Origin of the sequence: Saonia flava (assembly GCF_011927795.1) — a bacterium.
GTDB lineage: Bacteria > Bacteroidota > Bacteroidia > Flavobacteriales > Flavobacteriaceae > Saonia > Saonia flava.
Window position 1 is genome coordinate 2,110,497 of sequence record NZ_JAATJJ010000001.1, and the last position, 26,437, is coordinate 2,136,933.

At 36.8% G+C, this 26,437-nt stretch carries 25 protein-coding genes; 9 read left to right on the forward strand and 16 right to left on the reverse strand.

The genetic code is table 11. The features are described 5' to 3' along the window. The first annotated feature begins 75 nt into the window (after positions 1–75). From GGR42_RS09250 to arfB, 8 genes are all read left to right on the forward strand, one after another. On the forward strand, positions 76–720 hold the full coding sequence (locus GGR42_RS09250) for a thymidine kinase (protein WP_167963131.1): 645 nt from the start codon (positions 76–78) through the stop codon (positions 718–720). Then, positions 713–1,810: an alanine racemase gene (gene alr / locus GGR42_RS09255; protein ID WP_167963133.1), complete on the forward strand. Its 1,098-nt coding sequence runs from the start codon at positions 713–715 to the stop codon at positions 1,808–1,810. Before GGR42_RS09250 ends, alr begins: the two co-directional genes overlap by 8 nt. Before the next feature lie 103 nt (positions 1,811–1,913). Beyond that, positions 1,914–2,318 (forward strand): large conductance mechanosensitive channel protein MscL, encoded by a 405-nt coding sequence (mscL, locus tag GGR42_RS09260; RefSeq protein WP_167963135.1) that lies wholly within the window; start codon positions 1,914–1,916, stop codon positions 2,316–2,318. Positions 2,319–2,533: 215 nt separating this feature from the next. Then, a complete protein-coding gene (locus GGR42_RS09265; RefSeq protein ID WP_167963144.1) occupies positions 2,534–3,523 on the forward strand; it encodes an aspartate-semialdehyde dehydrogenase in 990 nt (329 codons plus the stop codon). Positions 3,524–3,736: 213 nt separating this feature from the next. Beyond that, a complete protein-coding gene (locus GGR42_RS09270; RefSeq protein WP_167963146.1) occupies positions 3,737–4,375 on the forward strand; it encodes an NAD(P)-dependent oxidoreductase in 639 nt (212 codons plus the stop codon). 91 nt (positions 4,376–4,466) lie between these two features. Next, the gene (locus GGR42_RS09275) at positions 4,467–6,623 is read left to right on the forward strand and encodes a prolyl oligopeptidase family serine peptidase (protein ID WP_167963148.1); all 2,157 of its coding nucleotides are present in this window, start codon (positions 4,467–4,469) and stop codon (positions 6,621–6,623) included. A gap of 56 nt (positions 6,624–6,679) precedes the next feature. Then, positions 6,680–7,663 (forward strand): ABC transporter ATP-binding protein, encoded by a 984-nt coding sequence (locus tag GGR42_RS09280; protein ID WP_167963150.1) that lies wholly within the window; start codon positions 6,680–6,682, stop codon positions 7,661–7,663. Positions 7,664–7,669: 6 nt separating this feature from the next. Next, positions 7,670–8,074 carry an alternative ribosome rescue aminoacyl-tRNA hydrolase ArfB gene (gene arfB, locus GGR42_RS09285; protein WP_167963152.1) on the forward strand — a complete coding sequence of 135 codons (405 nt, stop codon included), beginning with the start codon at positions 7,670–7,672 and terminating at the stop codon, positions 8,072–8,074. Here the strand turns inward: arfB and GGR42_RS09290 are convergent. From GGR42_RS09290 to pdxA, 12 genes are all read right to left on the reverse strand, one after another. Next, positions 8,071–8,907, reverse strand: coding sequence for a fumarylacetoacetate hydrolase family protein (locus tag GGR42_RS09290; protein WP_167963154.1), 837 nt, complete (start codon positions 8,905–8,907; stop codon positions 8,071–8,073). The genes arfB and GGR42_RS09290 overlap by 4 nt on opposite strands. A gap of 17 nt (positions 8,908–8,924) precedes the next feature. Next, entirely contained in the window at positions 8,925–10,646 is a 1,722-nt protein-coding gene (locus GGR42_RS09295) for an IlvD/Edd family dehydratase (RefSeq protein WP_167963156.1), read from the reverse strand. Between the two features lie 95 nt (positions 10,647–10,741). Continuing rightward, positions 10,742–11,188, reverse strand: coding sequence for a GreA/GreB family elongation factor (locus tag GGR42_RS09300; protein ID WP_167963158.1), 447 nt, complete (start codon positions 11,186–11,188; stop codon positions 10,742–10,744). Then, on the reverse strand, positions 11,189–12,181 hold the full coding sequence (gene lpxD / locus GGR42_RS09305) for a UDP-3-O-(3-hydroxymyristoyl)glucosamine N-acyltransferase (RefSeq protein WP_167963160.1): 993 nt from the start codon (positions 12,179–12,181) through the stop codon (positions 11,189–11,191). It abuts the gene before it with no gap. 69 nt (positions 12,182–12,250) lie between these two features. Then, entirely contained in the window at positions 12,251–13,369 is a 1,119-nt protein-coding gene (locus GGR42_RS09310) for an NAD(P)/FAD-dependent oxidoreductase (protein ID WP_167963162.1), read from the reverse strand. Positions 13,370–13,441: 72 nt separating this feature from the next. Then, on the reverse strand, positions 13,442–14,080 hold the full coding sequence (locus GGR42_RS09315; RefSeq protein WP_167963164.1) for a hypothetical protein: 639 nt from the start codon (positions 14,078–14,080) through the stop codon (positions 13,442–13,444). Positions 14,081–14,257: 177 nt separating this feature from the next. After that, positions 14,258–15,607 (reverse strand): acetyl-CoA carboxylase biotin carboxylase subunit, encoded by a 1,350-nt coding sequence (gene accC / locus GGR42_RS09320; RefSeq protein WP_167963166.1) that lies wholly within the window; start codon positions 15,605–15,607, stop codon positions 14,258–14,260. Positions 15,608–15,684: 77 nt separating this feature from the next. Next, on the reverse strand, positions 15,685–16,173 hold the full coding sequence (gene accB / locus GGR42_RS09325) for an acetyl-CoA carboxylase biotin carboxyl carrier protein (RefSeq protein ID WP_167963168.1): 489 nt from the start codon (positions 16,171–16,173) through the stop codon (positions 15,685–15,687). Positions 16,174–16,201: 28 nt separating this feature from the next. Further along, a complete protein-coding gene (locus tag GGR42_RS09330) occupies positions 16,202–17,197 on the reverse strand; it encodes a beta-ketoacyl-ACP synthase III (protein ID WP_167963170.1) in 996 nt (331 codons plus the stop codon). A 175-nt stretch (positions 17,198–17,372) separates the two neighbouring features. Further along, positions 17,373–17,570 (reverse strand): 50S ribosomal protein L32, encoded by a 198-nt coding sequence (gene rpmF, locus GGR42_RS09335; RefSeq protein ID WP_167963172.1) that lies wholly within the window; start codon positions 17,568–17,570, stop codon positions 17,373–17,375. Between the two features lie 8 nt (positions 17,571–17,578). After that, a complete protein-coding gene (locus tag GGR42_RS09340) occupies positions 17,579–18,112 on the reverse strand; it encodes a YceD family protein (RefSeq protein ID WP_167963174.1) in 534 nt (177 codons plus the stop codon). 163 nt (positions 18,113–18,275) lie between these two features. Further along, complete coding sequence (pdxA, locus tag GGR42_RS09345) at positions 18,276–19,322, reverse strand: 4-hydroxythreonine-4-phosphate dehydrogenase PdxA (protein WP_167963176.1); 1,047 nt, start codon at positions 19,320–19,322, stop codon at positions 18,276–18,278. A 55-nt stretch (positions 19,323–19,377) separates the two neighbouring features. Between pdxA and GGR42_RS09350 the strand changes: the two genes are divergently transcribed. Then, entirely contained in the window at positions 19,378–19,968 is a 591-nt protein-coding gene (locus tag GGR42_RS09350; protein ID WP_167963178.1) for a riboflavin synthase, read from the forward strand. Between the two features lie 27 nt (positions 19,969–19,995). On the opposite strand, the gene GGR42_RS09355 is transcribed toward GGR42_RS09350, so the two are convergent. The 4 genes from GGR42_RS09355 to GGR42_RS09370 form a co-directional block, all read right to left on the reverse strand. Continuing rightward, complete coding sequence (locus tag GGR42_RS09355; protein WP_167963180.1) at positions 19,996–20,538, reverse strand: cupin domain-containing protein; 543 nt, start codon at positions 20,536–20,538, stop codon at positions 19,996–19,998. An 84-nt stretch (positions 20,539–20,622) separates the two neighbouring features. Further along, on the reverse strand, positions 20,623–21,429 hold the full coding sequence (locus tag GGR42_RS09360; protein ID WP_245201422.1) for a helix-turn-helix domain-containing protein: 807 nt from the start codon (positions 21,427–21,429) through the stop codon (positions 20,623–20,625). A gap of 36 nt (positions 21,430–21,465) precedes the next feature. Continuing rightward, positions 21,466–22,551 carry an acyltransferase family protein gene (locus tag GGR42_RS09365; RefSeq protein WP_167963182.1) on the reverse strand — a complete coding sequence of 362 codons (1,086 nt, stop codon included), beginning with the start codon at positions 22,549–22,551 and terminating at the stop codon, positions 21,466–21,468. Between the two features lie 58 nt (positions 22,552–22,609). Then, positions 22,610–26,407 carry a transglutaminase domain-containing protein gene (locus GGR42_RS09370; protein WP_167963184.1) on the reverse strand — a complete coding sequence of 1,266 codons (3,798 nt, stop codon included), beginning with the start codon at positions 26,405–26,407 and terminating at the stop codon, positions 22,610–22,612. Between the last annotated feature and the right edge of the window lie 30 nt (positions 26,408–26,437).

The following is a 26,437-nucleotide window of genomic DNA, read 5'->3' on the forward strand; positions in this document are numbered from 1 at the left end:
GCTTCTTTTTTAATAATTTTATAGCTTCTTATATAAAACGGAAATAGCAATGTTTTCGTCTACTAAAATTACAAAATGTTTCTCGAAAATACTGTTAATCATAAAGAACAATTTGGCTGGATAGAAGTTATTTGTGGTTCCATGTTCTCTGGCAAGACCGAGGAACTTATCCGTAGATTGAAACGTGCAAAGTTTGCCAAACAAAAAGTTGAGATATTTAAACCTATGGTAGACACTAGATACCATGAGGAAATGGTGGTCTCCCACGATGACAATGAAATACGTTCCACACCCGTTCCCGCTGCAGCCAATATTAGGATTTTAGCAGATGGATGCGATGTGGTGGCTATTGACGAAGCACAATTTTTTGATGACGAGATTATCTCTGTCTGCAATGATTTGGCCAATAAAGGAGTCCGAGTAATCGTAGCGGGATTGGACATGGATTTTAAAGGCAATCCTTTTGGTCCCATGCCCGCATTAATGGCCACCGCCGAATATGTCACCAAAGTGCATGCTGTTTGTACAAGAACGGGCAACCTTGCCAATTATAGTTTTAGAAAATCCAACAATGACAAGTTGGTAATGTTGGGAGAAACCGAAGAATATGAACCCCTTAGTCGGGCTGCTTTTTACAAGGCCATGTTGAAAGAAAAAATAAAGGATATGGATGTAGATGTGGAAGAAATTTCTCAAAAGAAAAAAAACAGCAATGCCTAAAGCTACGGAAACTGTTCTTGAAATCGACCTAAAAGCATTAGAACACAATTATCGCTATTTAAAATCCAAACTAAACCCAAAAACCAAGTTTTTGGCAGTGGTAAAGGCTTTTGCCTATGGTAGTGATGCCGTGGAAATAGCAATAAAATTAGACACCTTAGGTGTAGATTACTTTGCCGTTGCCTATGTTAAGGAAGGTGTCGCATTAAGGGAAGTCGGAATTAAGACACCCATTTTGGTACTACATCCACAACCTGTGAACTTCAAAACCCTTATTGAATATAAACTGGAACCCAGCTTATATTCTCCAAAAATCTTAAAAAAGTTTTTAGGAATTGCAAAAGAACAGAATCTAAAAGACTATCCTGTTCATATAAAATTTAATACCGGTCTAAATCGACTGGGTTTTTGGGAAAATGATATTGATTATATAGTTCAACACTTAAATAATAATGTAAAAATTGTGTCCATCTTTTCACATTTAGCAGCCTCTGAAGATGCCTATGAAAAAGAATTTACGCAAAAACAAATAGCCTCTTTTTGTAAAATTTCTAAAGAATTTGATGAAAAATTAGATGTTAAGCCTTTAAAACATATTTTGAATACCTCTGGAATCATTAATTATCCGGAAGCCCAATATGACATGGTCCGTAGCGGCATAGGATTATATGGCTATGGCAACGATAGTGCTATTGACAAAGAATTGCAGCCCATTGCAACTTTAAAGACCATAATATCTCAACTACATAAAATAGAGCCAAATGAAAAAGTGGGATACAATATGGCTTTTACCTCCGATTCTTATAGAGTCACTGCTACTCTGCCCATTGGGCATGCAGATGGCATTAGAAGACAGTATGGGAACAATAATGTTTTTGTTCTAGTTCATGGTAAGAAAGCCCCCATAATTGGCAATGTGTGTATGGACATGATTATGGTAGATGTAACGGGTATAGAGTGTGCAGAAGGAGATGAAGTTATTGTATTTGGCAAAGAATCCTCTGCTGAAGCCTTTGCCCATGCCGGAAATACCATTTCTTATGAATTACTTACAGGGATTTCCCAAAGGGTAAAACGAGTTTTTATATAATGTCGTTAAATTTTTGTAATTAACATTTTGTTAAGAGTTTATTTTTTGATTAAATTGCGGAATTATTAACTATAACATTAATTAACTATTAAAAAAACACAAAATGTTAAAAGAATTTAAGAATTTTATTATGACCGGCAATGTAATTGATTTTGCAGTTGCTGTAATTATGGCCACAGCACTTGGTGGTGTGATCAATGGCTTTGTTAATAACATTGCAATGCCATTTGTTGGATATTTCGCAGGGGGAATGAACTTTGAAGATATGCACGTTGCAATGGATGGCAAGGAATATGCAACCCTAGCGGCAGCTAAGGAAGCAGGTGGGGCCGTTATTGCATATGGTGCTTGGATCAATACCATTATTAACTTATTAATAGTTGGTTTGGTAATGTTCCTTATAGTAAAAGCTTATAACAAAACTAAAGCGCCAGCTGAACCAGAAGCGCCAGCTGGACCAAGTCAAGAAGATCTTTTAGGAGAAATAAGAGATTTACTTAAAAAATAAATTTTAATTGTCCCAAAATTGGTTGGGATAAACCGCTACATTACTAGCAAACCAATAAAACCGTCAACCATGTTTAATATACATAGTTGGCGGTTCTTCTTTATAAGGTTGTTTTATTTATAACTTTTTGTTATATTTTGATTATTTCTTGCCTCATTGCTTGTGAAACTCTGTATTAGTGGTACATTTGCCGTCTAAATTTTAATTGCTATAAAATGAAAGTTGCAGTTGTAGGAGCCACAGGTATGGTTGGCGAAGTTATGTTAAAAGTATTGGCGGAGCGTAATTTTCCAATTACAGAGTTAGTATTGGTGGCCTCAGAGCGTTCAGTTGGCAAAAAATTATCCTATAAAGGAGAAGAGTATAGCGTAGTTGGCTTAGCGGATGCGGTTGCATCCAAACCAGATATTGCAATATTTTCTGCCGGGGGGGATACTTCTACAAAATGGGCGCCAAAATTTGCTGAAGCAGGCACAACTGTTATAGATAATTCATCTGCATGGCGTATGGACCCTACCAAGAAATTAGTAGTTCCAGAAATTAATGCAAGTGAATTGACCAAAGAAGACAAAATAATTGCCAACCCCAACTGTTCTACAATTCAGTTAGTTATGGCATTGGCTCCATTGCACAATAAGTATAAAATGAAGCGAGTGGTTATTTCTACCTATCAATCTGTTTCAGGCACAGGTGTCAAAGCCGTACAGCAGTTAGAAAATGAAATTGCCGGCATTCAAGGAGAAATGGCATATCCCTATCCAATTGGCAGAAATGCCTTGCCGCATTGTGATGTGTTTCTGGAAAATGGATATACCAAAGAAGAAATGAAATTGGCGCGTGAGCCCCAAAAAATATTGGATGACAGAACCTTCTCTGTAACGGCTACAGCTGTCCGTATTCCAACGGCTGGTGGACATTCAGAGTCTGTAAATGTTGAGTTTTACAATGATTTTGATTTAGCGGATGTTAGAAAGTTATTGAGCGAAACCCCTGGAATTGTGGTTCAGGATAATCCGGACACAAATACCTATCCAATGCCCATTTATGCTCATGACAAGGATGATGTTTTTGTAGGCCGCATCCGTAGGGATGAAACGCAGAGACATACCTTAAACATGTGGATAGTTTCAGATAATCTAAGAAAAGGAGCTGCCACCAACGCTGTACAAATTGCAGAATTTTTGGTGGAGAATGATTTGGTGTAATAAACAGCCCTAAAACCTTTTTAATAAACAATTGAGAGCCTTTGTGTTTGTCACAAAGGTTCTTAATTGTTTTCTTATTATTCTAATAATTACCTACATTTACCGTATTAGAATCTCTCTTTAAATATTTAAATCTTATTTCACCAACGTGAAAACAGCAGGTTAAAACTTAACCAGCTAAGTAGTCTATTTTTAATATTTAAAGAAATTTTAATGAAAACAATACATAAAATTGCCGTTTTAGGTGGCGCAGGAAAATCTGGGCAATACCTAGTAAAAATGCTCATTAAAAAGGGCATCTCTATTAAATTGCTTCTACGGAGTCCTGAAAAACTTCAAATACAAAATCCTTTAATTGAAATCATAAAAGGGAATGCTCGTGATTTTGATTCCATTCACACTTTATTAGATGGATGCGATGCTCTAATAAGCACATTGGGGCAATCAAAAGACGAGGTTGGCACATATAGAGATGTCTCAGAAAACATCATTAAAGCAATGCATCAGCTTAACCTAAACCGCTATATAATGGTTACAGGGCTTAACGTTGACACGCCTTTTGATGCTAAGGGTCCACAAACATTAGCTGCAACCAATTGGATGAAGGCTAATTTTAGAGAAGCAGTTTTACAAAGACAGGAAGAGTATGAAATTCTTTCTAAATGTAATCTTAATTGGACCGTTGTTAGGGTTCCCATGATTATACAAACCGATGAAACTGGAGCTATAGAATCCAATCTTGTAGACTGTTCTAGTGATACAATAAATGCATATGACTTAGCATCTTTTCTAATTGCTCAAGTGTATAGTCCTGTTTATGTTAAAAAAGCTCCTTTTGTTGCTACTCTTTAACCATCAAAACAGCAGGTTTAGTAATAGCCTGCTGTTTCTCTTTGTTGTCATATAATTATATTATTTTAGACCCAGATCAAATCATGTGAAAATGAAGAAGCTCCTCCTTGTTCCTATAATGGCAATTATTCTTGTTGCATGCCAAACTAAAACAAAAAAAGAACCTATTCTTGTGACATACCCTACTACTAAAAAAGCAGATACAGCAACCAACTATTTTGGAACCGAAATAAAAGACCCATACCGTTGGTTGGAAGATGATAGAAGTGCCGAAACGGAGGCTTGGGTAAAAGAACAAAACCAAGTGACATTTGGATATTTAGACAAAATTCCCTTTCGCAATGACTTGAAAAATCGACTTGAAAAATTGTGGAACTATGAAAAGTTGGGCTCTCCTTTCAAAGAAGGCAGTTATACTTATTTCTACAAAAATGATGGGCTGCAAAACCAGTATGTTGTATATAGAAAAAAAGAGGGGTCGGAAGAAGAGGTTTTCCTAGACCCGAACACATTTTCAGAAGACGGCACCACATCCTTAATGGGGCTGCGATTTACTAAAGATGGTTCCCTGGCCGCTTACTTGATCTCAGAAGGTGGGAGTGATTGGAGAAAGGCCATTGTTTTAAATGCAGAAACCAGGGAAGTAGTAGAAGACACTCTTGTAGATATTAAATTTAGTGGTCTTTCATGGAAAGGAAACGAGGGTTTTTATTATTCCAGCTATGACAAGCCAAAAGGAAGTGAGCTCTCGGCAAAAACAGACCAGCATAAACTTTACTACCACAAATTGGGCACTCCCCAAAAGGATGATATACTTGTTTATGGTGGAGTGTTATCAGAAAAGCATAGGTACGTAGGTGCCTCTGTAACAGAAGATGAAAATTATTTAATGATAACCGCCTCAAATTCAACCTCTGGCAACAAGCTTTTCATTAAAGATTTGTCAAACCCCAACAGCAAGTTGATTACTATTTTGGACCATACTGAAACTGATAGTTACATCATAGAAAATGTTGGCTCCAAACTATATATAGTAACCAATATGGATGCTCCCAACCAAAAAATTGTCACCGTGGATGCATCAAATCCCACACCTGACAATTGGGTGGATTTTATTCCTGAAACCGAAAATGTACTTTCTCCAAATACAGGGGGTGGTTATTTCTTTGCAGAATATATGGTAGATGCCATTTCCAAAGTTTATCAATACGATTATGACGGAAAATTGATTAGAGAAGTGAAATTGCCCGGAGTGGGCAGTGCCAGTGGTTTTGGAGGTAAAAAAGAAAATGATGAATTCTATTTCTCCTTCACTAATTACAACACGCCCGGTTCTTCTTTTAAATACAATGTAAAAACTGGAGAATATAGTCAGTACTGGAAACCAGAAATTGATTTTAACCCAGAAGAATATGTGTCTACCCAAGTATTCTACAATTCTAAAGATGGCACAAAAATTCCCATGATTATTACCCACAAAAAAGGATTGGAACTCAATGGTAAAAATCCAACCATACTATATGGTTATGGTGGATTCAATGTAAGTTTGACCCCGTCCTTTAGTATTGTAAATGCTGTTTGGATGGAACAAGGTGGGGTTTACGCGGTGCCCAATTTACGAGGGGGTGGCGAATACGGTAAGAAATGGCATGATGCAGGAACAAAAACAAAAAAGCAAAATGTTTTTGATGACTTTATAGCCGCAGCAGAGTATCTTATTGAAAACAACTATACCTCATCCGATTATTTGGCCATAAGAGGTGGCAGTAATGGTGGTTTGTTGGTAGGTGCCACCATGACCCAAAGACCCGATTTAATGAAAGTTGCCCTACCCGCAGTAGGAGTTTTGGATATGCTTCGTTATCACACCTTTACTGCAGGAGCGGGTTGGGCCTATGATTATGGGACCTCTGAAGAAAGTAAAGAAATGTTTGAGTATTTAAAGGGCTATTCCCCTGTACATAATGTAAAAGAAGGGGTTTCTTATCCAGCCACTCTGGTTACTACTGGTGACCATGATGACAGAGTGGTTCCCGCACATAGTTTTAAATTTGCAGCTGAGCTTCAAGAAAAACAACATGGGACAAACCCTACGCTTATTAGAATAGAGACCAATGCGGGTCACGGAGCTGGTACACCTGTAAGCAAGACCATAGAACAATACGCGGATATTTTTGGTTTTACACTTTATAATATGGGTTATGAGGCTTTGCCCAACAAAGCTGTTTTGAAAGAATTTAAAGATTAAACATACAATACTATGAAGTCCGGTTCCTTAGAGGCAGACTTTATTTATCCAAACCCATGCTAAAAGTAGACATCACATCTTTCTCTTATGACGATTTTCCTGTCCTAAAAGATGTTATTTTCAAGATAAAAAGAGGTGAGCATGTTTCCATTATTGGGGAAAGCGGTTGTGGAAAAAGTACCTTGTTAAAAATAATTTACGGCCTCTTACATGTTGAAAAGGGTGAGGTTTTTTGGGAGGACACACAAGTCATGGGCCCTAATTACAATCTGGTTCCTGGAGAGCCCTATATGAAATATCTTTCCCAAGATTTTGATTTGATGCCCTTCATTACGGTTTCTGAAAATGTGAGCCAATTTTTGTCTGTTTTTGAACCGGAGGAACTTAAAAAAAGAACGGCCGAGTTATTGGAGATGATTGAAATGACTCCTTTCGCCAATACCAAAGTAAAAAATCTGAGTGGAGGACAGCAACAACGTGTTGCGCTAGCAAGGGTATTGGCACAAGAGCCTAAGGTTTTATTATTGGATGAGCCCTTTGGCCATATTGATAATTTTAGAAAAAACAGTTTGCGCAGAAATCTTTTTGCATATTTAAAAAAGCAGGGGATTACCGTCCTAACTGCCACACATGACCACAATGATATTCTACCCTACGCAGACAGAATCATTGTTTTAAAAGATAATAGTATCATAGCTGATGGCACTCCTGAAAATGTATATCAAAATCCCAAGGAAATCTATGTAGCCTCCCTTTTTGGTGAAGCCAGTCTTATCCCAATCCAACTAATTAAACCCTATGCGGAGTTAAGTAAGTCCATTCTGGTATATCCCCAAGAGTTTAAAGTTTCTGATAGTTCTGGATTGAAAGTTTGGGTAAAACATTCTTATTTTAAGGGTAGTCATTATATGGTTGAGGGAAAAATGAATGAAAATGATGTTGTTTACTTTAACTCCAATAAAGTCTTGAAGCCAGAGACAGAGGTGTTTTTAAACGTTTCCATTGAAACCATTAACTTGCGGCTGAAAGATAACAACTAGCTATTTGTGGATAAGGGAACCATTATAAAAGAACTTAAATTCAAGGCCATTCGAAGTAGTGGTGCCGGTGGCCAACATGTGAACAAAGTTTCATCCAAGGTGGAGCTTTTATTTGATGTTGAACACTCTTTGGGGCTGACCAATCTAGAAAAAGAACGTCTATATATTAAATTGGCCAATAAACTTTCCAATGAAAATATGCTTTTATTGCAATGTGATGAATCCCGAAGTCAGCATAAAAACAAGGATTTAGTGATTAAACGCCTTTTTGAAGTACTAAAAACAGCTCTAAAGGTTCCAAAAAAGCGCAAAAAAACTAAACCATCAAAATCTGCCATTGAAAAGCGTTTAAAATCAAAACAAAAAAGGGCTCAAAAAAAGGTCAATAGACAAAAGCCTAATTTGGACTAAGCTACTGTATTTACCAACGTCCCTATTCCATCAATGGTAATCTGAATCTCATCACCACTTTGCAAATTAAAATCCGTTGAAGGTACAATTCCAGTTCCCGTCATTAACAAACTTCCATAAGGAAAGGAACATTCTAGGTATAGATACTTCACCAAATCTTCAAACTTTCTTTTTATTTGGTCTATTCCAATAGTGTCTGCAAACACAGCAGTGCCACCACGTAAAATAGTAAGTCTTATTTGTGTTGACTGTGACAGTGGTTCATTGGTAAGTAGAATACAAGGTCCCACCGCCGCACAACCATCATAGGTTTTTGCTTGCGGAAGGTACAATGGATTTTCACCTTCAATACTTCTAGAGCTCATATCATTGCCAATGGTATATCCTATAATTCTTCCAGACGAGGTAATAACCAATGTCAATTCTGGTTCTGGCACATCCCAAGTAGAGTCTGAACGTTTTCTAACTTTTCCACCAGACCCAACAGTTCTATAGGCAGTGGATTTAAAGAAAAGTTCCGGTCTATCAGCCACATAGACTCTTGAATAAAAGCTACTCCCGCCAGCTTCTTTAGACTCTTCTTCCCTACCCATTTTACTGTTGTAATAAGTAACCCCACTTGCCCATATCTCTTGGCTTTGAACAGGCGCCAAAAGCTCCTTTTCAATATAATAGGGTGCATTATCGATTGGATTGGATGCGCCAATCTTACTACCTATAGTCTCAATAAGGTTATCATCATTAATGAACTTGTCCCAATCTTCATTCTTTAATAAATAGAATACTTCTCCTTGTTCTACTAAAATTCCGCTTTTTACTTTATAAATTTTCATCTGGTTGGTTTTATTTTTTAATGAAGGTCTCTATCTACTTTGGAACCCGAACCTCCTACCAGAACATCCAAGTCTGCTCCTTTGTCCGCCTGTTCCACATGGTCAATATAAATTCTTGCGTATCCTCTGTAAGCAACAGGTTCTGGGGCTTTCCATGCTGCTTTTCTTTTTTCCAGTTCTTCCTGTGAAATATCCAAATTGAGCAATCTATTTTCTACATCCAGCTCTATTATATCACCATTTTTAATTAAGGCAAATGTACCTCCAACAGTAGATTCTGGTGACACATGTAAGATTACTGTTCCATAGGCGGTACCGCTCATACGGCCATCCGAAATACGGACCATATCTTTCACGCCTTTTAATATAAGCTTTTCAGGAAGGTCTACATTCCCTACTTCTGGCATTCCAGGATAACCTTTAGGTCCTACTCCTTTAAGAACAATTACACTGTTTTCATCAATATCAAGGTCTGGAAGGTCTATTCTTTCATGGTAATCTTCCATACTTTCAAAAACAACTGCTTTTCCTTTATGCTTCATTAATTTTGGAGTAGCCGCCGAAGGCTTAATTACTGCTCCATTCTCACATATATTCCCTTTTAAAACAGCAATACCGGCATTCTCTTGCAAGGGTTTGTCCATAGTGGCTATTACTTCCCTATCATAACAGATAGCCTCGGCATAATTATCCTTAAAGGTTTTTCCGTTTACGGTAATAATGTCATTATGTAGTAATTTTCCTAGCTCCTTCATCACCACAGGGAGTCCTCCTGCATAGAAAAAATCTTCCATTAAAAATTTTCCAGAGGGCATAAGATTTACCAAAAGAGGAATTTTACTTCCAATACTATCAAAATCCTCCAGTTTTAAATCGATCCCAATCCTTCTTGCTATGGCAATCAAATGAATAATTAGATTTGTGGACCCACCTACTGCAGCGTTGGTAACTATCGCATTTTCAAAAGCCTCTTTAGTTAATATTTTGGAAAGGGTTAAATCTTCATTTACCATATCAACAATGCGTCTTCCTGAAAGCTGCGCCATCATCTTTTTACGGGAATCTGCAGCCGGAATGGATGAAAATCCTGGTAGTGTAAGCCCCAATGCTTCGGACATGGTTCCCATGGTAGATGCTGTTCCCATAGTGTTACAGTGCCCTATACTTCGTGCAGCGCACACCTCAGCTTCCGTAAAATCTGCTTCCGAATATTCGCCTGTTTTTTGTTTTTCCTTAATCATCCAGTTAAAAGAACCGGATCCTATTGTTCCTCCCCTAAAACGTCCATTGAGCATAGGTCCTCCAGGTACTACAATAGTTGGCAAATCCACACTACATGCTCCCATTATGGTTGACGGTGTGGTTTTATCACAACCTGTTAATAAAACTATTCCGTCCAATGGATTCGCCCTAATGGATTCTTCAGTGTCCATACTTGCCAAGTTCCTGAACAACATGGTACTAGGACGCATTATAGTCTCTCCCAAGGACATTACAGGGAATTCCAATGGAAAGCCTCCCGCCTCTGCAACACCTCTTTTCACCACCTCGGCAAAATCTCGCAAGTGTCCGTTACAAGGTGTCAATTCTGACCAAGTATTACAAATTCCTATAACCGGTTTCCCTCTAAAATAATCATCTGGATAACCTTGGTTGCGAAGCCATGATCTATGAACAAAACCCATTTTGTCATTGCTGCCAAACCATTCCTTACTACGTAAGTCTTTTTTTTTGCCCATGAAGCAGTGGTTGGATTAATCTTTTTTCAAACTATTAAATTATGGAAAATATTCCATTCCAAAGCTATCGTAAGTGTTACTTAAACACTATTTGTTTAGTGAATTTGTTTAATTACGAAATCGTTTTCGGAAAAGCGAACTGTATCCCCAATGGATTTGCCTAGTAAGAGCCTGCCTATAGGGGTAATTGACGAAATACAATAGATATTTTTATACTCCCCTGCAGAAATACCAATAAAATAATTTGCCTTTGTAGTATAGACCAAACTTCCTTGGAGAACATGTTCTGCCTTGTCTTTAATTTTAATCTGAGATAATACCTGCTTTGTTTTTTCTGCTTCGGCCAACTGCTGTCCTAACTTTTCTCGCTCTAATTGAATCATAGCACGGCCAGTTTCATGTTTGTCTCCTGCACTACTTTTGGTTTCTGATGTCAAGGCTTCTTGTGTAGCATCAATATTAGATTTAATTCTAAAAATTCTACTGTTGATAAAGTCCCGGCAATGCTCAAATAGTTCTTCTTTTAATTTTTTGTTATCCATTTATGCTTGGGTAAGTTTACGCATGGCCACCCATTGTTTAAGCATTTCCCTTGATTCTTGGGCGGGATATCCCAAGACTGTTTGTCCTGCAGGTACATCCTTCATAACGCCAGAACCTGCACCGACCACAGCTCCAGAATGAATTGTTGTATGGTCTTTAATTGATGCACTTCCCCCAATAATAACCCCATCCCCCAAGGTGACAGAACCAGCAAGGCCACTATGTCCTGCCATAATACAAGAACGACCCATTATACAGTTGTGGGCAATTTGCACGAAATTGTCTATTTTGCAACCATCCCCAACTATGGTAGAACTAAATTTGGCTCGGTCTACACAAGAATTTGCTCCTATTTCTACCCCATTCCCTATGATAACATTTCCTATTTGCGGTATTTTTACAAGTCCCCTGCCATCTTCACTTGGCCTGTAACCAAAACCATCTGATCCAATGCTCACATTGGTATGAAAAATACAGTAACTCCCAATTACAGAACGTTCTCTAATTACGGTTCCAGACCATACCGTGGTATTATTCCCTATTGTAGTTTCATCAAAAATGGAGACATGGGGATATAAAATAACAGAATCACCCAAAACCACATCTTTGCCTACATAGCAGCCAGCACCAATTTTACAGCCATTTCCAATTGTAGCAGATTCATGCACAATAGCTGTAGGGTGAATATCCTCATCAAATTGTGGAGGTCCAGGGTCAAAGGCCTCCAATATTTTTGCCATGGCCAAATCCGCATTTTTGACTTTGATCAAAGCTCTGTTATCCCCCGGTTCAACATTAAGTTTTTCATTAACAATGGCGGCGCATGCCTTAGAGTCCTTCCAAAGACGAACATATTTTGGACTTCCAATAAAGGTGATGTGGTTGTTTAAGGCCTTTCCTAACTCTTCAGGACCCTGTATTTGTTCCGTGGTATTGCCTATCAATTCTCCTTTCAGGATTTCATTGATTTCTTGTATGCTAAACGATTTCATTTAAAAATTTCTTGGTTAGTTTCTATTCTAAATTGTGAATCTACAAAATAATAAGGGGTATGTCATAATTTAGTTTTGTGTCAAATCTGCCAGCTCCTTACCCACAAAACTGCCTATGGCTATGCCCATTCCACCCAATCGAACCCCGCAGTACACATGATTGGAAAGTTGCTTTACGATAGGATTTTTTGTTTTCCCCACCCCCATAATTCCACTCCAACTATAATCCACTTCGAAAGAAGTACTGGGTAAAATAATGTCGTGAAGCATTTTTTTTAAGGTATTCTGGACCAAATGTGTTTCTCCAAAATCTGAAGTTTCCTCTGCTTTAAAATCCAAATTTCTACCCCCTCCAAAAAGAATTCTATTGTCAATATTCCTAAAATAATAATACCCTTGGTCCAAGTGAAAAGTACCTTTGACATGGAGATTTTTTATGGGTTTTGTAATGAGAACCTGGGCCCTGGCCGGTTTTACTTCTTCTGTAGTCAATTGAGGCGCAAAGCCATTTGTGGCAATTAATAATTTGTTGGTTTTAAAATCAAACAAATTTGTCTTTACCAAAACATTATCCGGGTTCTCAACATATTCCTTAACTGTAATGGAATTTAGGATGTGAATTCCAGCGTTTGAGACCTTATTGATCAGAGAGTCCATCATTTTGCCTGTATCAATCTGGGACTCCAAACTATTGGTAATGTATTGTTCTTTTACTTTCCTAAAATTAAAAGAATTGCCATGCTCTCTAAATCCTTTCACGCCAAAAATTGGTTTCAGCAAGCTATTTACTTCATTTAGTTTAGCCAAACAATCTTGGTAGAGTTTTTCATCATAATACATAAACAGTTCATGCCCTCCATGGTTTTGAAAATCTATGTTTTCATCTCCTAAGGTTTTGCGCAATAACTGTATCCCATCCCATCTTTTTTTAACCAGTCCCAAAACTTCATCTTCAGAATGGGTTTGTAAATCGGATACTATTTCAGAAATACTCCCAAAACAGGCAAAACCGGCATTTTTGGTACTTGCTCCTTGTGGAAGGATTCCCTTTTCCAATACCAAAATTTTTGCTTCCGGATACTTATTTTTAAGGGATAAAGCACAACTAAGTCCCACTATGCCACTTCCAACAATTGTGAAATCTATGTTGGACAACCATAATTTGTATTCCCAATAGCTAAAGGTCATTTTCTAAGATAAAATATGTTTTGTTAAAAATCTACCTATTTTATATTTTATCTGGAATAATTTGTTTGATCCTTAATCCTCAAAATGATATAAGTCTGCTAATTGATATACCAAAAAAGCAATCATACTATCATCAGTATCCTCTTTTTTATATCTTCTATATATTTCTTGACTATTTTCTTCCTTGAAGGATTCCAAATCCCCTGTTCTGTTCTCACTGAAAATGTTCCATGCTTTTAGACCTTCCAGCATTTCTCTATGTGCGGTGTATTTTTTGTTTACCAGTTCCAATAGCTTTTTAAAATCCCGATTGCTTCTATTGATGGGGTCGTGCTTTTCTCTGTTGAGTCGGTCGTATTCTTGCTGAAGTCGATCATCTGCTTTTTGAGCTTCTGTCAAAATTTTATGGTAGGCCCTTACTACCAGGGAATTGTATTTCTCACTAAAAATATTATCGGACTTTATAATTGAAACGTACTCCGTTTTCCCATATCCAGTATTGGATACATCTAGAAAAGGTTCTGAAGAGTCCAATGAAACCATAGCGTCTGAAGGCTCCAATGCATCGTACCATGCCTGAGATTTTATTATTTTTTTCCATTCTTCATTATAGGCCTTACTATAGTTGGATTTGGGCGCAGAACAACCTGCTACTAAGAATAGCATATAAAAGAGTACATACCTGTAAGGAAAGTGGTAAAATTTCCCCATATACAAAGAGTTTGAAAAGCAACAGTGCTCTATTCTACCACAGATTTAGCAGGTGCAAGAAATTTTGGGGATTACATAAATAAATAGGACTGGACCAAATACAAAATAATCTCGTTGAGAGTCAATATTTAACGATAGCGCTCTCAAGAATACACTATTGGTCAAAAAACATTTTATTTACTTCTCTATGGGTTTCATTTCAAAATCCTCCATGAATTTGGTGGTATAATTTCCCGCCAAATAATCTGGATGATCCATTAATTGTCTATGAAACGGAATAGTAGTTTTAATTCCCTCAATTACAAACTCGTCCAATGCCCTTTTCATTTTATTGATGGCTTCTTCCCTTGTTTGGGCAGTAGTAATCAATTTGGCAATCATAGAATCATAGTTGGGTGGTATGGTATACCCACTATATACGTGAGTGTCCAAACGTATTCCATGGCCCCCAGGCGTGTGTAAAGTGGTTATTTTCCCTGGTGATGGTCTAAAATTGTTATAAGGGTCTTCTGCATTTATTCTGCACTCTATGGAATGCAGTTTAGGAATATAATTTTTTCCAGAAATAGGAACGCCTCCAGCAACTAATATTTGCTCTCTAATCAAGTCATAATCAATCACTTGCTCGGTTATTGGGTGTTCCACCTGTATACGGGTATTCATTTCCATAAAATAGAAATTTCGGTGTTTGTCAACCAAAAATTCTACAGTGCCAGCACCTTCATATTTAATATATTCAGCTGCTAAAACCGCTGCATTACCCATATCCTCCCTTAACTTATCCGTCATAAATGGAGATGGAGTTTCTTCTGTTAGTTTCTGATGTCTACGTTGTACGGAGCAGTCCCTTTCAGATAAATGACAAGCCTTTCCATACTGGTCACCAACAATTTGGATTTCTATATGTCTAGGCTCTTCTATCAATTTTTCCATGTACATTCCACCGTTCCCGAAAGCTGCTGTTGCTTCTTGTACGGCACTTTCATAGAGTGCCTCCATGTCATCTTCACTCCAAACGGCTCGCATTCCTTTACCACCACCACCAGCAGTGGCCTTAATCATTACGGGATAGCCCATTTTCTTGGCAACTTTTTTGGCATCATCAACAGATTCCAAAAGACCCTCAGAACCGGGAATGGTAGGGACACCAGCCTTTTTCATTGTCTCTTTGGCTGTCGCCTTATCTCCCATTTTATCTATGTGCTCTCCTGAAGCACCGATAAACTTAATATCATGCTCTGCACATATTTTGGAAAATTTAGAGTTTTCAGACAAAAAACCATATCCTGGATGTATAGCATCGGCATTCGTTATTTCTGCGGCGGCAATAATATTTGGTATTTTAAGATAGGATTCGCTACTTGCAGCTGGACCAATACACACGGCCTCATCAGCAAATCTTACATGTAGGCTTTCCTCATCAGCTTTGGAATAAACAGCAACCGTTTTTATTCCCATTTCCTTGCAGGTTCTAATAATTCGAAGTGCAATCTCACCCCTATTTGCAATAAGTATTTTTTTAAACATAACAAGTCTAAATTTCAAATCTCAAAAAACAAATTCCATAAAAATAGGGATTTGGAGTTTGGATATTGTTATTTTATTTATGAAGGGTCCACCAAGAATAAAGGTTGGTCAAATTCTACTGGAGACGAATCATCTACCAATACTTTTACAATCTTACCTGAAACCTCAGATTCAATATCATTAAAGAGTTTCATAGCTTCTATAACACATAAAACATCTCCTTTCCCAATAGTGGCTCCTACCTCCACAAATGCAGGTTTGTCTGGAGCTGGTTTTCTATAGAATGTTCCAATAATTGGAGATTTTATTGTAATATATTTAGAATCATCATCTGAGTCTGGTGTTGGTTCCGCGGAAGAAGCTGGTGTGGTTTCCAAAACGGCGGGAGCTGCGGCCATGGGGGCAGATGCTAATGGAATTTGCTGTACATATGTGGTTTCTGGAGTACTAGAGCCTGCTGCTCCAGTCCTAATAGTAATCTTAATATCCTCCATTTCCAATTTAACCTCACTTGCACCCGACTTGGCTACAAATTTAATTAAGCTTTGAATTTCTTTGATGTCCATGAAATAAGTTTTTGTTAGTTGTATTTATTTAAGAATTATAGGCCCATTTTAAATAAATGGCCCCCCATGTAAAACCACCTCCAAAGGCGGCAAAAACCAAATTGTCCCCTTTTTTTAATTGACTCTCGTAGTCGTTCAACAAAAGAGGTAATGTGGCAGATGTGGTGTTGCCGTATTTAGCAATATTCATCATAACCTTAGAGTCGTCCACTCCGGCACGACTGGCTGTAGCGTTTATAATACGCTTATTTGCTTGATGTGGCACTAACCAATCCAAGTCTTCATTGCTTAAATTGTTCTGTTTCATTATTTTCTCTGCAGCGTCAGCCATATTGGAAACAGCAAATTTAAATACTGTTTTCCCATCTTGCTTCACAAAGTGCTGTCTGTTCTTGACCGTTTCTTCAGAAGGAGGAAGAATAGACCCTCCTGCTTCTATCTTTAAAAAATTTCTGCCGACACCATCCACTCTTAAATACTCATCCTGCAACCCTAGTCCTTCATTGTTAGGCTCAAAGAGGACTGCGCCACCACCATCACCAAAAATAATACAGGTAGTCCTGTCCGTATAATCAATAATAGATGACATTTTATCCGCTCCAATTAACAATACTTTTTTATATCTGCCTGATTCTATATAACTAGCTGCCGTGGACATACCATACAAAAAACTGGAACAAGCCGCTTGTAAATCGTACCCAAAGGCATTCACCGCTCCTATTTCTGATGCCACATATGCGGCTGTTGCTGAAACTTGAATATCTGGAGTTGCCGTAGCAACAATAATCATGTCAATTTCTTTTGGATCTAGATTGCTTTTCCTTATTAAATCTTCGGCCGCCTTTATGGCAAGATAGGAAGTTCCCTCTCCCTCTTTTTTTAGTATCCTTCTCTCTTTGATACCAGTTCTGGAGGTAATCCATTCATCATTGGTATCTACCATGGTTTCCAATATTTTATTGGTCAACACAAAGTCTGGAACATACGCTCCCACAGCTGTAATAGCTGCTGATAATTTGCTCATGCTAAAAATTGTTTTTTTGTAAAAAACATTCAAAAATTACTCAAAAGAGGTGAAAATTAATCATTTCAAACGACTTTTTGTCTAAAAATGACTTGTTTTTGTCTTTTTTTGAAATTCACAAAAAAACTCCCACTTGAATTCAAGTGGGAGTTAAATGTAGTATTGTGGTAACAGACTATGCTACTGCTTCTTCTGTTTTGTCTATTAGAACCTCACCGCGGTAATACAATTTACCCTCGTGCCAGTGCGCTCTGTGGTACAAATGTATTTCTCCAGTAGTTGGGTCTTTCGCCAATTGTTGGTCCGCTGCCTTGTAATGGGTTCTTCTTTTGTCCCTTCTGGTTTTTGAAATTTTTCTTTTAGGATGTGCCATTATGAAACTTATTTATCCGTTAATAATTTTTTAAGTGCATCCCATCTGGGATCCGTATTTTCTTTGTTTTCTTTTTCTTCTTTTGGTTGTAATTCTTCCAGTCTTGTCAATGCCTCAGAATCCAGAGACCCATCCAGAACCCCTGGGTGAACTCTTTTAAGTGGCACTGCCAAAACCAACATTTCGTAAATATATTGGGCAATGTTTATTTGATGTTCTCCATGCGGAATAATTAATATCTCATCATTCTCATCATTGTACTCTTCACCAAACTTAATCACCAACTCCAAATCACCTTTTATTTCTTGGTCATAGGGTTCGTTGGTAATGTCGCAATTTACGTTTACAATGCCAGTAGCGGATAATTCCAGCTCCAGCATGGTAGTTAATTTGTTCAATTGGGCATCAATATGAATATCTGCTTTATTGAACTCATTGTAATCAAAAGATTCAAAGAACGTATTCTTTATATTGTAATCAAACTTGTGCTTTCCTAGACTCAATCCTGAGAAAGGAATGTCAAACTCCTTTTGCTTCACCATGTTCAACACTTGTTTAATGCATTTCCTGCTCAAAACAGGGGTGCAAAGATACTATTATTTTATAAAATCCCAACTTTTTTAAAGCTAAAAGCCTTATAGTTTGTTGGTTGATACAACAAAGTAACGATTGTTTCATCAAGAATAAAAATAGCTTAAGAATAAATTATCGTTTTATCCGCTGTTTCCTCAATGGGTTTTTGGTTAATTCCAAATACTCCATCCTGTTTCTAAAAATCTTGATTCCCATAAAAACGGCTTCTTTAAATGAGCTGTGGTCTGCTTTGCCCTTTCCCGCTATTTCATATGCTGTACCATGATCTGGTGATGTTCTCACCTTATTCAGGCCAGCGGTAAAGTTAACCCCTTTGCCAAAGGACATGGTCTTAAAGGGAATAAGTCCTTGGTCGTGATACGCGGCCAAAATAGCATCAAAATTCTTATAGGATTCTGCACCGAAAAAACTGTCTGCCGCATACGGGCCATATACCAAATGCCCTTTTTCAAAAAGTTCATTAATCACAGGTTTCATAACCTCATCGTCCTCTTTTCCAATGACTCCGTTATCACCACTATGAGGGTTTATTCCAAGCATAGCGATTTTGGGCCTGCGAATGCCAAAATCCATTTTTAAAGAGTCTTCTATGATCTTTACCTTTTCTTTGATTAACTTAGGAGTAATGGCTTTAGCCACATCTTTTACCGCCACGTGATCTGTTAAAAGTCCCACTTTTAAATCGTCCGTTACCATAAACATAAGGCTTTCGCCTTCTAACTCCTTTGCCAAATAATCCGTATGTCCAGGAAAATTAAAATCGTCGGCTTGAATGTTATTTTTATTGATGGGTGCTGTAACCAACACATCTATATCCCCTTTTTTTAACGCTTTAACGGCGTCTCGCAAGGACTTAATGGAGAAGGAACCAGCTTCTTTACTGTTCTTCCCAAATTCAATTGTTGGCAAATCCTTCCATACGTTCACCACATTAATTTTACCATCTAAAGCTTTGGATGCGTCATGTATTCCATGGAAATTAATCTCAATCCCCAATAAATTCTTTTGGGCAGATATGGTTTTGTTGGATGCAAAAATAATAGGGGTGCAAAAATCCAGCATTCTTTCATCTTCAAAAGTCTTAAGAACCACCTCGCAGCCTATACCGTTTAAATCCCCTATAGAAATCCCAACTTTTATTTTTCCGGTCTCGTGCATACCTTTATGCCTTTATATCTAAATTTACAGCAAAACTACTTAATTAAAACGATACATGTTTACAGGCATCATTGAAACACTTGGAACAATAGAAAAACTAGAAAACGAAGGACATAATCTTCATATGACCATACATTCCAGTATTGCCACGGAGCTAAAAATTGATCAAAGTATAGCGCATAATGGTGTATGCTTAACTGTGGTGGCCCTAAATGGAGACACTTACACTGTAACGGCAATTGAAGAAACCCTACAAAAAAGCAATTTAGGTTTTTTAAAGGAGGGGGATGTTGTAAACTTAGAACGTGCCATGGTTTTGGGCGCTAGGTTGGATGGTCATATTGTTCAAGGCCATGTAGACCAAACTGCTATTTGTACTAGTATAGAAGAAAAAAATGGAAGTTGGTTTTTTTCTTTTGAGTATGATGCCAAACAAAACAATGTGACCATTGAAAAAGGATCCATTACGATTGATGGCACCAGTTTAACAGTTATAGACTCCAATATAAATACGTTTAGTGTGGCCATAATTCCCTACACCTACGAGAACACTCGCTTTAACTCCTACAAAAAAGGAACGATTGTCAATTTGGAATTTGATGTCATAGGAAAGTACGTTGCCAAGCTAATGGGAACGGCAAAATAGCCATTCCCAATAAAGTTTGTTTTTTAACTATACAAACTGGATTCCATGCTTTCCACAAATATTTGAAACCTTTTCAAAATCTGGTGGACCCTCGGGTAATTTTGATAATTCCACAAACATTTTTTCTATTCCAGCCGGAAAGGCACTTGTAATCATCTTAGCCTTTTCAGTACCCACAACCTTCCACGAATGCGGTATGTTTTTAGGGGCGAACGCAGTATCTCCCTCATTTAAAACTGTTACTTTACCGTCGACCATTATCTCTACTTGTCCCTTGATGACTCTAAAAATCTCATCTTCCTTGGTGTGTACATGCGGAGGTATGCCGGTACCTGGTTCAACATTGTCTACCCATTCGGTAATTTGATTTGCTGTTTCGCTTCCAACCAATTTATGTGTTTGAATATCACCAATCACATTAAACACCTCTCCTTCTTTGTCCTTAATAACTTTAGGGGAAATTGATTCTGGAGAACTGGTGCCAGCTAGTATTTGACCTGGAAGGATTGTTGGAGTAAGGGTAATACCTATGCCTATACTTGTCGATTTAATAAATTCTTTTCTGTTCATAAATTAAAGTTTTTTGCAAGTTACATTGCATTTAATATGTTGAAAATGTGAAAACTGCGGTAAAACCTTAGAATAAAAGAACTCTTAACTGTTTCTAAGTACAGAAGGGGAGGTGCCTGTATGCTGTTTGTAGAAATAGCTGAAATAATCTGGGGAAGAGAAGCCTAATTCATAACAAATCTCCTTGATTGTTTTGTCTGAAAATTTTAGTTCATGGCGAGCCCTCATTATGCGCTGTTCCGTTATTAAGCTTTTTGCATTTGTATGTAGAACTTCTTTTACGCACTCATTTAAGTATTTGCTGGACACATTAAGCAATTTAGCATAATCATCCACCTCATGATATTTATTAAACCATTGGTTGATTAATTTTTTAAACTTAAAAACTATAGTTTTTTTATTACTTGTTTCCCAGATAACAGACTTAATGTTGCATTGCCCATCACAATAGACAAAAAAAGTGTTCAGCAGTGAGATAATGGCATCTTCCTTGTGTTTAAGATGCGAGCCTATTAATTCATCGAGCATTTCCAATATGTCTATTATTCTTTTTTCTATTCCTGGAGCCAGATTTATTTTGGGCACTTCATCTTGTCCAAAAAGTCTAACCTCATTAATATGTAACTTACTTAATAAAGGGTTGTCCAATATTTCTTTATCAAGAAATAAAACATAGCCTGTTGAAGAAGGTTTGGTTTTTAATATTTTCCAATTATTTCTTGGGTGCAGAAAGAATATGGAGCTTGATGAATTTTTATAAACCGTAGAATCAATTTCAATAGCCATGCCGTCTGTTTGGAGAAGACAAATAGCATAGCAATCTCCATTGGTATTAGTAGTAAGTTTGTTTACTATCCTTGATATTTTAACCGTTTCTATAGACATTTTCATTTAATTACATCTCATTTCTAATTCCCTCCACAACAATTATACTTTTATAAAAATCTTTCTTTTATAAAGTATTTGTGCCAAAAACAAGTAAAAGGCCACTACAGAAAGACCATACAAGAGGGATGACATTTTAATGGGCATAAAACCTTGTACATATACTGTATTGAACAACCAGCCATGTAATGATGTTTCTCCTACTTTGATCATGCCCATTAATTTGGAAATAAAACTGGACAAGAAATAGATGGTAATGGCATTAGCGCCCACTTTCTTAAAGATACTGCCAAACTGTATCCCTTTTACATCTGTCAAGAAATAAATCAATGCCAAAACTATATTGGCCCAACCGGCCGTTACCATTACAAAACTGCTCGTCCATAAAGCCTTATTAATTGGAAAAGCCAAATCCCAGAGATGTCCTACAATTAGAAAAATCACTCCCAGTGCCGCTAACAGCACCTCCTTCTTTTGCCTTTTGGAAACCAAGATCAACCCCGTAAAAATACCCAACAAAGAGGTGGCTATGGAGGGTAGCGTGCTCAATAGGCCTTCTGGATCATAATCTGCCTTATAATTATGTGTCCCAAAAACCATAACATCCAAATAATTTGCAAGGTTATTAGGTGCCCTTTCCAAAGTGGATGCTACACCACTAACAGGAATAAGGGTCATCAATGCCCAGTAGCCCAATAAAAAGGTTGCACAAATGCCTATTAACACCTTCCAATTACAATTAATGAACAAAATCGCTGCAAAGAAAAACACAACTCCTATTCGTTGTAATACTCCAGGAAAACGAATGTCGGCGAAATCCTTAAGGAATGGAAAACTCAATGTAAATGCACCAAGGAACAACCCCAAACCTATAAGTTTCAAAGTCCGAATGGTTATTTTTTTATACGTGCCACTATTTGTTTTTTTGTTCTTATAAGCAAAAACAATGGATGTCCCTACAATGAACAAAAAGAATGGAAATACCAAGTCGGTAGGAGTGTACCCATGCCAACTTGCATGTAAAAATGGCGCATATACATTTGACCAAGTTCCGGGGGTATTCACCAAAACCATTAAGGCTATGGTGAGTCCTCTAAAAATGTCTACCGATAAAATTCTTTCTTTCATATCTTTAAAGTTTAGTTGGCTCTTTAAAGATACGTTTTTGGTCTATAAAAGCAGGTTTTTATTTATTGGAAAAGCTAACATTTGCCGGCTTGGTACTTTTTTTAAATCCAATCAATTGTTCCTTCGCATCAATAACAGCTTTAACATATTTCTTAAAATCGGCATAATCTTCAATGGCAATTCTATCTTTTGGAGTGTTTGCCTCTATGCTTACTTTAAGTTCGTTTTCGTTACCTAACTTATAATCAATTACAAAGCTGTGGTTCTTAAAGCTATAATTTTTGCTTTCTGGAACTTCAACAAAACGCTCATCATGGCCTATTCTAATGATATAACTGGATTTATAGATATCGGCATTCTCATATAGCACATAATCTATTGGGAAAAAACGCTCATCTTCATCTATAATGGAGCTATTATAGGCATTATTCACTTTAGGCAACCTAAAGACCTTTAAACTCCCTATTTCATCCATAGTTTCATTTATTGTGAGTTCAGAAGTATATTCAACATTTGGAGACCTTAATTCATATTTAATGTTGTAAATAGAATCCAATTTGAAATCTTCTGAAATTCTAGCCCCAAAATCTTCTGAAATTGCATCCTTTATAGTGCTATAGTTTTTCTCTTTTAATATACTGGCGTAGTTAGAATTTATACTTCCCTTGTAAATTGAATTTATCTTTAATTTATGGCTGTTGTCGCCCAATACATATTCCATGTGGCTTTCCACTTCTGTAGGAACGTGATTGATATTTTTTAACTTGTATATACCCGTTTGTTCTGATGAAAACCATTTATTGGGAATGTCCAATGCCGTAGCACCTTCCAAACTTGTTGGGATAGACCTGTAAGGCAAATTGTTGTCGGTTAATTCCAAATATTGTGGGGCTCCATCAATAAAGACTTTGGCAATACAGTGATTAAAGTCTTGGTTTGGAAGTACCATGGAGCGCTCTCCATAGTCGGAGGTCAATACAAGAACCATATGCGATTTCAAACCGGCCATTTGTGCCAACGTAACATATAAAGCAGAGAAATCTTTACAATCTCCTAGTTTAGATTTAATAGTTTTTGACGGTTCTTTAGGAACATAGCCACTTTGCATAAAACTAACATGGCTATAACTAAAGTTCTCCATAATATAAAAATAGATACGCTCCGCTTTGTCATCTTCATTAAGCTTAGCAGTTCCTTCTGGAAAAATCTCTTTAAAGGCCTCTTCTACATCTGAATTTACTAATAACTGTGGTCTAACCAAATCTGAATACCAAATTGCAATATCATCCCAAGAACCAATTGTGCTTATATGGAGTGTTCTACTAACATCCGACGTACTAGGCATATAGTTTTCCTCGGCCTTTAAACCCGATATATTTTCAACATTCCAGGTGTGGCAAATAAAATCGTCTATCTTTTCTGTTGTATATTCCACATCCCCATTGACTACCTCTCCTATTATTTGTTTCTCTTTTGGAGTCAGTATTTTTACAACTGTTTTGGTTGAGGGGTGAAAAGAATCAAACTGAAAATAGTTTACATAGTCTTTATAAAATCTACCTGAAGAGCTTTGGTTCATTTCATAATCAATATGTATAACATCTCCTATTTTTAGGTTGTTGAAAACAAGGTTAGACCCACTTTTAGAAGCCGGCACCACTGAGTTGTCTGGCTTCACAAGTTCTGATTTAGAAATGCTGTAGGTCCCAGACAAGCCTAAATCTAATTCTTTAAGTGATTCTATTCCATTATCTGATGTTATTTCCACTATATACGTGTATTTAGATTTATTTCCTCCTTCTTCATATAATTGAATAATGCTTTGGTCCAACAAATAATTATACCCGTAATTATTTTCTACTCCTTTGTTTCTGTTTTTGGCTATATACCCATACACATCTGAAACCTCCAATTGTTTAAAATAATCTTTCTCCTTAGAGAGGTCGTTTATCTTTTTTCTTAGAGATTTACTTGCGCTATTATGCTTTAAAGAAGCACTATAATACTCCAGTGATTTTTTCTTTTGCCCCGTTTGCTCCAAGGCATTGCCCATAAGTTCCATTGCATTAAAGGAGTGTGGGAAATTTTTGAGCATTTGTTCTATAAATGGAATAGATTCCTCGTACTTCTTATACTGGTGCATATAGTTAATGTAGTCCTCTAAATATGAATTATCTCCTAAAAGTTGTTCATATATATTGGCGAACAGGGGCAAAACCTCTTCTTTTCTTTCCAATTTATTATAGTTGCTTGCAAGACTTTTTAAGGCAGGATAATTAAAATAGTCTTTGTTTATATTTTCCAAAATCTCTAACGATTTAGAATCTTCATTTAAATATTGCGAATACACAAATAGGTATGATCTTAATATTTTTATATTATCACTGTGGTTCAAGGCAATATCGTCCATGACTTCCTTAACCCTCTCTTTGTTTTCATTTCTAAGATGAATAAGTAATTCTGAAATCTTTTTAAGAACATCAGAATCTGTAGATTCTGAGAATTCATTCATAAAATCCTCAAATTCTTTAATGGGTAATTTGTAAAGCTCTCTTGAATTTTGAAACTCATAGACATAGGACAAATAATATTTGTCATCGTCCTTTTTTATATTTTCTTTTAATTCTTTTGTAGAAGTAAAATCCTTCTCCTGCGTATATGCAACGATCATATACTTCTTTAAAATGGAGCTCTTTGGGTATTTTTTTAATAATGGAGACAGAATTTCTTTAGCCTCTGTATATTTTGAGTTTCTTATATACGTGTTTAAAAGACAGAATTGTATAAGAAAATTGTTGGGGTCTGCTTTTAATTTCTGTGCAAAATACTCTTCTACTGGATGCTTAATACTATTTGGTGAAATCTTGGTCGATTCACTTATATTATATTCTTCAGAATATGTGTCATAACTTAAGTCTGTCAAGGAATTTCCATCCTTATCCGTTATTCTTGCAATAAAATAACCAACACCTCCACTATCCGCATTCTTTATTAACAAACGATTAATGCCCACTGGCAAAGTTACTTCTACATTATAGGCGTCCAAATCTGTGACTCCATCATTTACATTTTCATAAACAAGTACATCATTCAGCCATGCTTTAAAACGGGAAGAGCTTCCGAATCTTAGTACTACCCTTTTTTCTTCGCTGTTGGTAATAAATGTTTGAGCATAATTGACCCCTGCTCCATATTCTGAGTGATTGGTATAAAATTGATAGGCTTCTTTCTCAAAATTAGGATTGGCGTACCAATTTACAATGCCATTACTATTTGCATTGAAACCTTCTTTGGAGTAGACGTTTTTTTCTGGGCCATATTCAGTATCAAGTCCACTGCCATTCAAATTCTCAAAAACCCCACAATATTGCCATTTACGAATAGAAGAAACATGGTTTACTTTCTTGAAATATCCTTCCCAATTATTATTGTGTCTTGCTACAGCGGCTTTTAGATATTTGATAGCCTCTTTTACGGTCGGGTTTTCTATCTCATTTTCTGAAAAAGAGTTTAAATTGGAGATGCTTTTTGTTGAAAAACCCGAGGATACATAGTTGTCAAAGAAAAAGCTTTGGTTCCATAGCGCGTATAAATAGAATTCAAAGTCATCAAAGCTTTTTATCTTGTCTAAAAAACCCTTTTCGCTTTTAAACAATCCATTTTCCGCCTTTATTATTTCTTCTGCGAAGTATTTATTTAAATCCTCTTTTTTCTTTTTCTTAATTTCCACCAAGGCCTGTTCCCTATTATTGGTCAAAAGCAATGACCATTCTTTGCTTGGGGAAAATTCCTCCTGTGAAAAACTTTTAGAGAATAAAAAAATGAAGAAAAAGACGAAGGTATATAAATACTTCATGGGAATAAAAATGGTTTTTGGTTAATCTTT